We start from the raw sequence: 12310 nt of genomic DNA, 5'->3' as shown, positions 1-12310 counted from the left end.
CATCGTGAAAATTGGTCAAGCCACTTTTTGGATCGGCGGATGGGATCGACCGTCTTGGTGGCGACGCCGGTGTCGGGCAAAGCCAAGATCTGGACCGTAAACCGTGCAGAATCAGGGCTAATTGGCGGCCGTACGGACGGGAGCCTATAATCTCTAGCGAGTTCTTGTTGCGGTAAATTGGCCTGACCAAAATGCAGGCCGATCACGCGCGCAGCGGGTAACATACGGTTCACAGGGAGGACATTTGACAAGCACCCAACTCAAACAGGTCGAGACGAAACGTCTCTATCAACACATCGCTGACCAGATACGGGCGCTCATTCAGTCGGGTGGTTTCGCCCAGGGCTCGCGTTTGCCCCCCGAGCGCGATCTCGCCCAGCAATTGGGTGTTTCGCGGCCCTCATTGCGAGAAGCGTTGATCGCACTGGAGATTGCTGGCTCCGTCGAGATTCGGCAGGGTTCCGGTGTCTACGTGTGCCGCACACCTGAGCGTTCGCCGAATGCGACCGCCGCCCTGGGCGAAAGTCCTTCGGAGCTGATGCAGGCACGGGCGGTATTGGAGGGCTCGCTGATCGTGCTGGCCGCCGCGCTGATTACGCCCGAGCGATTGGTCCGCCTGCGCGAGACGCTCGACGGGATGCGCGCGCAGATCAACGCAGGGCGTTCCCCGCTGGATCACGATCGAGCGTTCCATGTGGGTATCGCGGAGATGACCGGCAATCTCGTGCTGGTCCGGATGGTGAGCGAGTTGTTCGACGAGCGTCATAGTCCGATTTCAGCGCGTCTGAGCGGCCGCGCGGAAACGGGGCAAACCTGGGCGGCGGCGCTCGCGGAACATGAAGCGATTTATCGCGCGCTTGAGGAGCGCGACCCGCTCGCGGCTCAATCGGCAATGCGCAGTCATCTCAGGGCATCGGAGATGCGATGGACCGAGGCGGGGTGATGCGCGCGGTGCGTCACATCTCGTGCTTGAAGAGCCTTATACGGGTAACCCGTGGGGGCATTGTGCTCGTGCTCTTCCCGGACTACCACCTCAAATAGAGCGGACCGAGCAGGGCACCGATACCGGCGGTGATGCTGATGCCCAGTACGTACCAGACACCCCAGAACGGTACCGACATCTCCGAACAGTAAAGCGAATAGAGCAGCAGACCCTGCGCGCCAGCGAGCAGTCCGGCGCCTGTGCCTGACAACATCGGGTGGATGGGCGCGAGTCCCTTCAAGGCGTGCATCACTGCGGCAAGCGATGGTAGAGAGAGTAGAACGATATTCGCTGTGGTGACACGCCATGTTGTCCCTAACATCAGTTGCAGACGATAGCCTGGCGGGGTCGCGAATACCACGAACGTGGCAGCGAACAACATGACAATGAATGGTAGTGTGACCGCTAACCATGCCAGCCTGACGGGTGCGCCGGGCCGCCCAAGCCGTCCGGCGAGGTTCATCGCGGCGATGAATGTCGTTACCGGAAACGCGAGGCGTACCCAGAACATCGTCGTCAGTATCAATTCCGGCATGTCGCTGCGGATGCCATAAAGCACTACCAGCAAAGCCGCGCTGCTGGCCATGCCGACGCTAAGCGCGCGATTGAGCCGCTTCGAAGCAAAATTCGACTCAATCGGTGTCAGATTGTTAGTTAGCCTTAGTATAAGATCTGAAGTTCTCATGTGGCCCAACGGAAAACGTCGCAACGTTTTGAAAGCGGATACGTGATGCGATACGGGCGCCGGCTGTCGGGCAAGCGGTCCGACAGCCGGGTCAATCTCCGTGCCGAATGCCGGTAAATACGCCGGCTGAAAGCATCCCTGCCAGGTTGCCCTGGATGTCGAAGGAGGGCGCCTCCTCAAACGCCGCCGCGACCGCTTCGCCCAGCGATGCCCCTTCGAGAAGATGGGTCAGGAAGGCCGCACCGCCAGCCGGCAGGCGCGATACCAGCACCTCATCTTCGGGGCGCGTCACGAGTGCATCCTCCGCCTCGCTTGAGCGCAGCGGCGTAACGGGGCCGTCGTTCCGGTTCATCGCAAAGATGGCCACGGCTGGATAGCGTGAGCGCACCACTCTTGCGGCCGCATGTGGCGTGAAACGGACTTCAGCGAGGAGCGCCGGTTCGATCCCGGCTAACGCTTCGGCGGCGAGCACAGGCAGGTCGGCTGCGTGATAGGCATCAAGCCATGCCCGCTCGATGCGCGCGATATCCGCAAGCCAGGGCATCTCGCGCGCATATTCGTAAGATTCGATGAACGCAGGGAAGTCCCGTCCGTACTCGAACAGCAGTGGCGAAGTGGGAGGCGTCGCGCGCAGATGGAAACGGGCCATCGCCCTGAAGAAGTCGGCGCCGGTGATGCGCTGGATAGCAGGATAGACCGCTGCCAGCGCATCGATGAGGCTGACCGTGACGTTGTTGCGATAAACGTTGTAGCGCTTGACCACACCCTTGCCCGGCGCGGCGATGACGTCTTCAGGCGTGGCGATCGACGGGTCCGTCAAACCCGGTGCAAACGCGGCGGCGTGGCCGCCCGAAGGATGTTCAGCCCGCATGGCTGACCTCCTCGGCGAGTGATACGTCTTCTTCAGCCATGATGTGCCGCGCGGATAGTGCCTGAGCCCGCAGCACCGGCCATGCGGGAAGCTTGCTGTCCCATTCGATCAGCGTGGGCCTTGGGCCGATTCGCGCAACGAGATCCCGATAGAGACGCCAGACGGGATCGGAACTAGCGCAGTCGTGGCTATCGATGAGCAGCCGTTCGTTCTCGTCGTCGCGCTGCTCGCTATGTCCGGCCAGGTGTATTTCGCCCACCTGTTCGAGCGGTAATCCCTCAAGATACGCTGCGGCGGAAAAGCCGTGATTCGTCGCGGAAACGAACACGTTATTAAGGTCCAGCAACAGGCCACAGCCGGTGCGTTGAACGACTGCGCGGATGAATTCGGTTTCGCTCAATGTCGAGGACGCGAACGCGACATAGGTCGACGGGTTCTCAAGAAGGAGGGGGCGTTTGATCGCGTCCTGGACCTGGCCGATGTGTTCGCACACGTGATCGAGCGTTGCTTTCGTGTACGGCAAGGGCAGGAGATCATTGAAGAATGTGCCGCCGTGCGACGACCACGCGAGGTGCTCAGACACCAGCAAGGGTTCGTAGCGCGTCACCAGGTCGCGAAAGCGCGCGAGATGCGCGAGGTCCAGTGCTTCAGGTCCGCCGATCGACATGCATACGCCGTGAACGGAGAGCGGATAGGCCTCGCGGATCGCCGCAAGTGCCCGGTGGGGCGGACCACCGGCGCCCATATAGTTCTCGGCATGAACTTCGAAGAAGCCATCCTGCAGGCCATCCGCGAGGATCGCGCTCAGGTGCTCATGCTTGAAACTGGTTCCGACAGGCGCCTGAGCGCGACGCGTCACGTCGCTCGAACAGCCTGGCTCGCAAACCGCGGTTGTTCCTGAGGTATCGTTCATGGCCGCTCCCGTTCGTCGAGCCGTTGGCCGGTTCAGGACTTCAGCGGCGTGAGCGAGCCATGGCCGCCGCCCGGCACTTCGATACTCGTGCAGGTGCCGCCTTGAACGAACTTCCACGAGTTACCCTGGAAGTCCATTGCCGACGTCCCCTGGCAAGTCGTGCCGGGACCGGCGGCGCAATCGTTCTGCCCCTTCAGTGCGACGCCGTAGCACTTTTCCTTGTGGGCCGCAATGGCTGCGCCTTCTTCCGCTTTTGTGAGCGGTGCTGCATGGACGACTGATGCAAGCAGGCTCGCAACAACGCCGGCGAGCAGGGTGGAACTAACAGTGGCTTTTGTGGACATCGCATTTCTCCAGAGATTAGAAGGTATCCGTGATGGATACGTCATCTAATTCGTGGGTCACAGACGTCTGGTTACAGAGGCGTTTTGTTTTTTTGCCTGTGGCGGTCGACATCAGTTATTTGATCAGGGGGACTGCCGCGCGTATTGTCGGAGCGTGGCTCACCAGCGAAGGAGTTTGGGACCAAGCACCGCACCGAGCGCGGCTGGGAGCAACATGCCAGCCGTATACCAGACGCTCCAGAACGCCGGACTCATCTCAGGACAATGAAAGCAGTACGCGACCGTCGCGATCGAACTCGCAAGCAGTCCGCAGGCGGCACCCGCAAGCCGCAGACTCGTGGGCGCCAGACCTTTGACGGCCCAGAGTATGGTGATGAAGCCTGGAACGGCGAGCAGAAGAATATTGAACGGACATGACCGCCACGAGTGCCCGAGTAGCGCAGGCAGCCGGTCTTCCGGCGCCGCGGTGACGACAATCACGATTGCAGCGATCCAGACGGCTAGCACCGGAGTCGTCATGACGGGCCATCCGGCTCCGACCCTGGCGCCGGGGCGCGCCAGCCGAACGGTCGCAATCAGGGCACCGATTGCCAGGCTCAGTGGGAACGCGAGCTTTTCCCAGAAGATCGGGGTCTTGGCGACTGCAGCCAGATCGGGGCGAACGCCAAACACGATAGCCATCAACGCCGTTGCACCAAGCGTGGCGATAGGCAGTGAGATGCCGAAGCGACGGGCTGCGGTGCCTCTTCGCACGGGTGTTATGCCGGTCGAGAGCAATCCGACAAGATCATCTGTTCTCATGCGATTCTCCGGACGTGTGCGGCCAGAGCCTTAAGTCCCCTGTGAATACTGACCTTGACGGCCGACTCCGATAGCCCTGTCAACTGGGCGGCTTCTGCAACCGACAGTCCCTGCAACTTGACGTGCAGGATCGAGAGCCTCTGTTTGTCCGGCAGATGACCAAGCAGTTTACCGACATCGCGACGGGCATCCGCCGGCTCGTCGTCGCACTCGGCGAAAATGTCGTCGTGCTCGTCAAGCGGTTCGTGCAACGACTCGCGTCGAGCACGGGTCCGGAAGAAATCCATCAGCTTATAACGCGCGATCGCGTGGACCCACGCGGTGAGAGGTTCGTCCGGGCGGTAGGTATGACGTGCATTATGTACGGCAAGCAGGATTTCCTGAACGAGATCCTCGACGTCGTCGTGGAGGTGTGGAATCCGCTTGCGAAGGTAACCCCGCAGGTGACGCGTCAGTTCGGACAGGAACAGGCGATATTCGGATGCGTTGCCCGCGAGGCCCGCAACAAGCAATGTTTTCAGACGCTGCTCTGCGGAATACACGGTTCTGACTCCCGGATCAAAGAGCAGAGTGATCCCGAACACCTTCCTCGAGCACGGCTTTCATGCCGGCAAAGCGTCGGTGGAGTGCAGCAGGGTCGCCCAGCACCTGGGCGAGTGCCAGGCCAATGCCGCTAGAGCCGCCCGTAATCAACCCCTGCCTGTTCCTGATTTCCATTCCTCGTGTTCGTGTTTGATCTGATTCTTCGGAGCTAGGGATCGCCTGTCGCAGGGGATGAATTCCCCTGCGCCTCTGTACGTCATGCGGCTGGGTAGTTGGACGGGAAGAGGGCGTGCCGCGCTTCCTCATCCATCTCCTGCTTGAACGCGAAGCCAGTGCCGACCGCTCTCGCGCGAATCGCAGCCGGACGGGCGTCGATTTCAGTGAACCAGCGCTTGAGATTGGCGAATGGCGCCAACGGATCATCAGTGCCGGGACGGACGAAAGCCGCGCGTGCTAACCAACCCCACGCGGACATGTCGGCGATCGTATAGGTTTCTCCGACGAGATACTCGCGGCCTGCGAGCTGGTCGTCGAGTACGCGATAGTGCCGCTCTGCTTCACGGCGGAACCGGTTGATCGCGTACGGCAGCTTCTCCGGTGCCGCGTGCTGGAAATGTACCGACTGACCCGAGAACGGTCCGAGACCTGAACTGACGAAGAACAGCCAGGAGAGCAGTTCGGGGCGATCGGTTGCGGCGCCGAGATACTGTCCGGTCTTCTCGGCCAGATAAAGCAGAATGGCACTGGAATCGAACACCCTTGTTGCCCTCCCGCCTGGCCCGTCCCTGTCGACGATTGCGGGAACTTTGCCGTTCGGGTTGACTTTGAGGAAAGCGTCGAGGTGCTGTTCGCCCTTCTTGGTGTCGACGGGCCGAAGTTCATACTCGAGGCCCGTTTCTTCAAGCATCAGGGCAACCTTTGCAGGGTTGGGCGTAGGGTGAAAATAAAAGTCGATCATGAGGTTACCGTGCGTTGCGTTCAGACCGCCTGATGCGTGCGTGATGGCTTTCGTGGAACCCCAGCAGGCGCCATTGCCTCAGGTCATTTTAGATCAGTTGATTTAGAATATCGTAACGTGTGTGACGTTGCAATGCCGACCGGGAAAACGTCACGCGATGTGAGGAGTTGACATGGCCCGACCACGGGAATTTGACGAAAATGCAGTCCTCGATGCCGCCGCCCACCAGTTCTGGGTCTATGGCTATACCGCTACTTCCGTCCGGGATCTCGCGCAGGGGATGGGAATTACGGGGGCGAGCCTGTTCAACGCGTTCGGGGATAAACGGTCGCTGTTTGAACGAGCACTGGCACATTACATTGAAAGTAGCTTCGGTGACCGGGTATCGAGATTTGAGCGAAACCTGCCGCCGTTGGAAGCCATCAAGGCCTTCTTCCGGGAGATCGTCGAGCGGTCGGTCCGCGATAGGGACCGTAAGGGATGCCTGCTGGTCAATTCGGCGCTCGAGGTTGCACCACACGACGCCGATTTTCAGGCGATGATCGCCAACGTACTGGTGGAGGTCGAAGCGTTTTTCCGGCGCTGTGTGAATGCGGGCCAGCAGACCGGCGAGATTTCCAGCGCGCAGCCTGCCGATGATCTTGCCCGGTTACTGCTTGGGGTGCATCTCGGCATACGGGTGCTTGCCCGAACAAGACCGGAGCGTACTCTGCTGGAGGGCGTTGTACGGCCAGCGCTGGCGCTTCTCGAGCCCCGCATCAACTGAGCGGCCGGCGCGGGCGGACATGGCATCGCACATTCGCGCATAAAAGGGCTAGCCTGCTGCGCTTCGGAATCCAAAGGAACGGACGCTAGTTCGCTTCAAAGAGCGGGATGTAGCCCTCGGTCGGCAATAAAGCCGCGTGCATTTCGGCGTGAGCGCCCACCGAATTGAGGGTGTCTACGGTCGTGCGTCGATTCGACAGGATGCGCCACTGCACTGCTTGCGCAGCAGGCGCGGCAGGATCCAGCGCTCTGTGTAACTCGTCAAGCATTGCATGAGGAGGTAGCGTGTACGTCACAAACCCCTCATTGGCCAGCGATGCGGTACGAAAACCAGCATTTCCACACAGACGCTCCTTCACAGGAACATCACGAACGGCTGCCTCACGGGAGTTCTGGATCAGATCCGCCGTGATGGAGTCCACGATTCGACCGCCTTTGATGAATGAGGGCCTGTCGGCGGCCCACGCCTCAGGCGGGCAAGCCTTGTGCGCAGGCATAAGTTCGATGAAAGGATTGACTTCGGCCGGATAGATTCTGCAGACGTTGGGCCTTGCCTCGTATGCGCCACATCGCATATCGGGTCGCAGGTGCGGGCAGGCGCCCTCGAAGGCGGCCGCAACTGTCACCATCACGCGGATCGGAAGCTCACCGCTGTCGGCGGCAAACGACCGCATTCGCCTGTGTTGCACCTGTCCATCGTCCGTTGATGGTTCGACGGGCCACGGCATTGCTTCACAAAAGACCTGAATGTCACCGCCACGTTCCAACCAGCGTATGGCTTCGTTGACGCTCAGGGGCAGACGAAGATTGTGACAACAATCGCCGCACATCGTGCATGCGAAGCTTAAATCCATGGCCATGTCGATCTCGGGGTCCAGAAGCAAACATAGAAACAAAAAGGGAAATGAAAGGCGGCCCAACGTCGGCCGCCATCGCTAATTCCCTAGTTCGATCTGAAGCCCGCTTCGGTTACATCGGGAATGCGAAATAGACCGCCGCTTCGCCGGACGCACACGCGACCCGTCGGGAACGGCGAACAGGCGCGCAGCAGATTTGAGCGGCGCTGTAACCGATATTGCCGAATATCCGAACTAGGATTGGAGCATCGACAATTCCCTCTCTTTCGCAACCGCCAAAAGGGTCTAATCATGAACCGGATACGATTCGTCAAACACATCGTAGGCGCGGCGTTGCTGGCGGCGTCAGCCGCCACGTTCGCGGGTGAAATGCCATTTACTCAGGCAAGCTTCGATCAGACCGTGTCATCGGGCCGGCCGGCGGTGGTCTATCTGCACGCAAGTTGGTGTCCAACATGTCGGGTTCAAAAGCCGATTGTCGACCGTCTGTCTGCGGACCCCAAGTTGAAGCAGGTGACGATTTTCATCGCGGACTATGATGCGGAAACGAAACTGAAAAGAGAACTCAAGGTAACCCAGCAGTCGACCTTCGTTGTCTTCAAGGACGGCCACGAAGTGGCGCGTTCCACGGGACAGACTCAGGAGGCCACCATCCGGGCCGTGTTTGAACAGGCGTTGTAATGCAATTCACCGCTGCAACGTATGGATTAGGTCTCGTCGCCGGGTCGGCATCGGTGTTGTCCCCGTGTGTTCTGCCGCTACTCCCGATCCTCGCGACATCAGCGTTGGCTAAACATCGATTCGGCATCATCGCGCTGGCAGCCGGCCTCGCCATTTCGTTTGCGGGCGTCGGCATATTTCTCGCCACCCTCGGAGCGTCGGCTGGACTGGACCCTGAGATTCTTCGACGCTGGGCCGCGGGCCTGATGGTGTTTTTCGGTCTTGTCATGTTATCGGGCACCCTTCAAGGGTTTTTCTCCCGGCTTAGTTCGGTCGTCGGTGCGAAGGGCCAGCAGGCGCTCGACGATGTGAAAGGCAACGGATTGCTCGGGCAGACAATGATCGGGCTCTTGCTGGGGTTCGTCTGGACCCCCTGTGTCGGGCCAACGCTGGGTGCGGCGACGTCGCTGGCGGCACAAGGTCAGGACCTCGGCCAAATCGCTATCCTGATGGCGCTGTTCGGTTTGGGCGCGGCACTGCCGCTCGTTTTGCTCGGTACGATCTCGAGAGTTTCGCTGATGAAGGTGCGAGGCACGCTTGCCGCATGGGGCAAGACGGCCCGCTGGACGCTCGGCGCCCTTTTCGTTGTCATGGGGACGATCGTCATCACCGGCGTCGACCGCCAGTTGGAAACCCTTCTCCTGTCTGTCAGTCCAGCGTGGCTCACCAGTCTGACAACATCCCTATGAGAACGGGTCTGCCGCACCGCAGCGCAAGGAATGGCTGCCGGGAGTCCGCAGCGCTGCATTCGCATGGCTCGCATAACGGGAGACTCGCCGAAAATTGCCGCCGGTCTATGGGTCGCGGACCTCTACCACCCGTGCGAGGGCCAGCAGACTATCAAGAAGCGGTCGATCCGCGCTATGTGCCGGTTGCGTCTGCGCTCATCTGAAGAAATCGTGTCATGTCGGCCGGCCGATGAATTGCTCTTCGCTGTTTTGGCGGGCGTGGCGTTGTCGAGAGCATGGAAGAGCGTCGAAGTTTGCAAGATCTCAGGCAGCAATTGCCCTTGTGGCATGCGAGGCCCATATACGACATCGAGCGGAATGCCGAAACGACCGAAACCCTGAATGTAGGCAAGCACTCCGGGGTTATACCGGCTCCAGTCGGCTCGCATGCGAACGATATTGTCCTGTTTGAGCCGGGTGCGCACGGCAGCCGTGTCCAGAACGGATAGCTCATTGACCTTGCAGGTGAGACACCAGCTTGCCGTTACGTCGACGAGCACAGTCTTGCCGCTGGCGACCAGCGTGCTGATTGCATTCGGATCGAACGCTTGCCATTCGGTCGGTGGAGCGCTTCGGGCTCCTGCGCCGGGCGAGGTAAGCGAGGAAATTGCAACGGCGCAGCACGCAAGGAGCGCAGTCGCCGCGCCTGACCATCGCGCGGTCCGCAAGCTTGCCCATCGGGTCACGGCGGCCCGCACCGCGAGCATGGCAATCAGCACGATACTGACGAGTGACGCGACGGCCATACCCGCAATATTCCATAACGACGCGATCAGCCAGATCGACGTTGTCAGCAGCAGTAGACCCATGATTCTGCGCAACTGGATCATCCACTGGCCGGGGCGCGGAAGCCTCGTCGCAAGCGACGGCGCGAGCGCCAATGTCAGGAATGGGAGCGCCATTCCTACCCCAAGTGCGAGAAGCACCGCCGTGATCTCGAACGGACTGCGTGCCAACGCAAAGCCGACCACAGTGCCGACGAGCGGAGCCGAGCACGGTGTGGCAAGAAGCGTAGAAAGCATGCCGCCGACGAATGCCTCGACAAGCGGCCCCCGATTGCTTGCACCGCTCGCACCTCCGGAAAGGATTGGCGGAAGATTGATCGGGAGCCAGTCAAAGAAGCTAGCCGCAAACAACGTTGTGACGACGGCCATGCCTGCGAGGAACCACGGTTGCTGGAACTGTATGCCCCATCCGAGCGACGCGCCCGCGAGTTTGAGGATGGACAACACGGTGGCAAGCAATCCGAACGAAGTGATGATTCCTAAGGCCGTCGCGAGCGCCACCCGCCTTGCCGTTTTGCGTTCGGTGCCTGCCGCTTTCGCTACCGAGAAAACCTTGATTGAAAGAACGGGCAACACGCATGGCATGAAGTTCAGAATCAGGCCGCCAAGCAGCGCCAAGCCCAGAATGACGACGATGCCGTGATCGTCGTCTCCCGTGGAGACGACTGATGCGACCGTGAATTCGGCCGCTCTGGGTCCGTCCACCACGGTCAGGCGCAGCGGCTCTTTCGCTGCAGCGGCGGGTGGCAGATCGACTTCCAGCGCAGCCTGGTGGCCGTGGTTTGAAAGGTGTACCTGTGGCGCTGCGGGCAGACCGGCTTCGGCTCCTTCGACGAACAGATCCGGCGACCGAAACGGGGTGCCCTCGCTACGCAGATCGACCTTCAGGCGCCGGCCGGCGGAGGTTTGCTCCAGCATGCTATGCATCACGTCGATTCCGGCCTGCGCGGGCGTCTGCGGCACCCTTTGCGCCGCTGCGGCGATCGCTGCGGCTTCGCTTGATGGTCCGTCCATGCCCGGCGGCAAGGTGAGCGCCACCTCCGCATGTTCGGGCACGCAGACATTCGCGCAACTCGCATAGTCGAGCGTCAGCGCAAGGCGGGTCGCCTCGTGCGGATGGTCCAGCTTAAGGCTCACCGGCAGAATGAAATCGCCCGTATAGACACTGTTTTGCAGACCCGAGATAACGAGGCGGGACGGCGCGGGCCAGGACACGGATGCCGATGCGACATTACGGGACCGCGACCAGTCGAAAATCGGCGCGATGCCGGCATCGCCAGGGGTGCGCCAGTAACCATGCCAGCCGTTCGGATAGCGGAACTCGACGCCTATCCGCAGCGTGTTGCCTGCAACGGCGTCGGTTGCCGTGATGATGCGCACACTGGCGCGCTGATCGCCGGCCCAGTTCGAGGACGCCGCACGAGCCTCCAACGATGGAGCAAGAAGAAGCGTTGCGACGAGGGCAAAGAAGGCGCCAACGCGAGTGAATCGGGGCATCGCTTGCTCCTCATCGAAAAGATCGTAAGAACATCGGGCTTTCATAAGGCGTCCCCCCGGGGCGGAGGGCGCGCACGCTAAGGCTCATCGGTCACGCGGGCAGCGCCGACAATGTGTCCGTCCGGTGCCTCGAGCAATACTGCGGTCTTCTCACCCGCAGGGACCTGAGGGGTGAACATGGCCGGTTTGCCGGTCCATTGACCAATCGGCTCGAACGAGCGAACGATGTTGGACTCCTTCAGCGTTCGCCCGCCGTTTTCGCCACGCCCGACGGCGGTCGTGTGCTGCGCGTCGTAACCCACCAGAATCACCCGCGCGCTTCCGGGGCCGGCACCGACCGAGACAGTAATGGCGTTGCCCTTGCGCACCGCGGACAACGGCGCGGACGTTGAATCCGCGGCCTTCGCTTTCTGAATCGCGGCCTCGGCGGATGAGCGGTCCGAACCCACGAAGGCAGTTGTTCCGTCGACGACCATCTCTGGCGTGTAGGAGCCGTCGCCGAAGCGTTGCCCGTATTCAGCCTGGCGTTGAGTGGCGACATCGAGGGAAAAAGGGTCCTTCCATCCGAGGCTGTTCCAGTAGGTGACGTGAAAAGCCAAAGGGAGAATGTCGCTTCGCTGCTGACTTAACTCCGACAGATAGGCGTCAGCCGGCGGACACGATGAACAGCCTTCGGACGTGAAAAGTTCGACGACCACCGGTCGGGGCATTGCCGCGGCGACGGGCAGCGCCACAAGCAGTGAAGCGGAAGCAAGCAGACGGGATAGCATGAGTTGACTCCTGGTGAGGATCGTTCATGCATTGGTCGAGGTGGGGGAGGCGATATGACAGTCCGGCGAGAAAAAGCCAAGGAATTTCTCG

15 protein-coding genes are annotated in these 12310 nt (G+C 60.8%); 4 read left to right on the top strand and 11 right to left on the bottom strand.

The features are described 5' to 3' along the window. Positions 1–244 precede the first annotated feature (244 nt). Complete coding sequence (locus HWX91_RS08955) at positions 245–943, top strand: FadR/GntR family transcriptional regulator (protein ID WP_028194786.1); 699 nt, start codon at positions 245–247, stop codon at positions 941–943. 82 nt (positions 944–1025) lie between these two features. Here HWX91_RS08955 and HWX91_RS08950 read toward each other — a convergent pair whose 3' ends face one another. From HWX91_RS08950 to HWX91_RS08915, 8 genes are all read right to left on the bottom strand, one after another. After that, positions 1026–1667, bottom strand: coding sequence for a DUF1109 domain-containing protein (locus tag HWX91_RS08950; protein ID WP_028194785.1), 642 nt, complete (start codon positions 1665–1667; stop codon positions 1026–1028). A 91-nt stretch (positions 1668–1758) separates the two neighbouring features. Next, positions 1759–2538, bottom strand: coding sequence for an HvfC/BufC N-terminal domain-containing protein (locus tag HWX91_RS08945; RefSeq protein ID WP_028194784.1), 780 nt, complete (start codon positions 2536–2538; stop codon positions 1759–1761). Next, positions 2528–3451, bottom strand: coding sequence for an MNIO family bufferin maturase (gene bufB / locus HWX91_RS08940; protein WP_042274024.1), 924 nt, complete (start codon positions 3449–3451; stop codon positions 2528–2530). Before bufB ends, HWX91_RS08945 begins: the two co-directional genes overlap by 11 nt. A gap of 32 nt (positions 3452–3483) precedes the next feature. Beyond that, on the bottom strand, positions 3484–3795 hold the full coding sequence (locus HWX91_RS08935) for a BufA1 family periplasmic bufferin-type metallophore (protein WP_028194783.1): 312 nt from the start codon (positions 3793–3795) through the stop codon (positions 3484–3486). A 159-nt stretch (positions 3796–3954) separates the two neighbouring features. Next, a complete protein-coding gene (locus HWX91_RS08930; RefSeq protein ID WP_028194782.1) occupies positions 3955–4596 on the bottom strand; it encodes a DUF1109 domain-containing protein in 642 nt (213 codons plus the stop codon). Continuing rightward, complete coding sequence (locus HWX91_RS08925; RefSeq protein ID WP_035519577.1) at positions 4593–5138, bottom strand: sigma-70 family RNA polymerase sigma factor; 546 nt, start codon at positions 5136–5138, stop codon at positions 4593–4595. Before HWX91_RS08925 ends, HWX91_RS08930 begins: the two co-directional genes overlap by 4 nt. Positions 5139–5154: 16 nt before the next feature. Next, positions 5155–5313: a hypothetical protein gene (locus tag HWX91_RS08920; RefSeq protein ID WP_176035675.1), complete on the bottom strand. Its 159-nt coding sequence runs from the start codon at positions 5311–5313 to the stop codon at positions 5155–5157. Between the two features lie 82 nt (positions 5314–5395). After that, positions 5396–6097 carry a glutathione S-transferase family protein gene (locus HWX91_RS08915; RefSeq protein WP_028194780.1) on the bottom strand — a complete coding sequence of 234 codons (702 nt, stop codon included), beginning with the start codon at positions 6095–6097 and terminating at the stop codon, positions 5396–5398. A gap of 172 nt (positions 6098–6269) precedes the next feature. On the opposite strand from HWX91_RS08915, the gene HWX91_RS08910 reads away from it, so the two are divergent. Next, the gene (locus HWX91_RS08910) at positions 6270–6863 is read left to right on the top strand and encodes a TetR/AcrR family transcriptional regulator (protein WP_028194779.1); all 594 of its coding nucleotides are present in this window, start codon (positions 6270–6272) and stop codon (positions 6861–6863) included. Between the two features lie 85 nt (positions 6864–6948). Here HWX91_RS08910 and HWX91_RS08905 read toward each other — a convergent pair whose 3' ends face one another. Next, on the bottom strand, positions 6949–7722 hold the full coding sequence (locus tag HWX91_RS08905) for a YkgJ family cysteine cluster protein (RefSeq protein WP_028194778.1): 774 nt from the start codon (positions 7720–7722) through the stop codon (positions 6949–6951). A gap of 288 nt (positions 7723–8010) precedes the next feature. On the opposite strand from HWX91_RS08905, the gene HWX91_RS08900 reads away from it, so the two are divergent. Beyond that, entirely contained in the window at positions 8011–8400 is a 390-nt protein-coding gene (locus HWX91_RS08900; RefSeq protein ID WP_028194777.1) for a thioredoxin family protein, read from the top strand. Next, positions 8400–9128, top strand: coding sequence for a cytochrome c biogenesis CcdA family protein (locus tag HWX91_RS08895; RefSeq protein ID WP_028194776.1), 729 nt, complete (start codon positions 8400–8402; stop codon positions 9126–9128). Before HWX91_RS08900 ends, HWX91_RS08895 begins: the two co-directional genes overlap by 1 nt. Before the next feature lie 122 nt (positions 9129–9250). Here the strand turns inward: HWX91_RS08895 and HWX91_RS08890 are convergent, their stop codons facing one another. Both HWX91_RS08890 and HWX91_RS08885 read right to left on the bottom strand, forming a co-directional pair. Then, on the bottom strand, positions 9251–11449 hold the full coding sequence (locus HWX91_RS08890) for a protein-disulfide reductase DsbD family protein (RefSeq protein ID WP_052660632.1): 2199 nt from the start codon (positions 11447–11449) through the stop codon (positions 9251–9253). A gap of 77 nt (positions 11450–11526) precedes the next feature. Continuing rightward, positions 11527–12147, bottom strand: coding sequence for a DUF1223 domain-containing protein (locus tag HWX91_RS08885; protein WP_244144030.1), 621 nt, complete (start codon positions 12145–12147; stop codon positions 11527–11529). Positions 12148–12310: the final 163 nt, after the last annotated feature.

It is taken from the genome of Paraburkholderia fungorum (assembly GCF_902833645.1).
Lineage (GTDB): Bacteria > Pseudomonadota > Gammaproteobacteria > Burkholderiales > Burkholderiaceae > Paraburkholderia > Paraburkholderia fungorum.
This window is presented reverse-complemented; position numbering and strand designations above follow the sequence as displayed.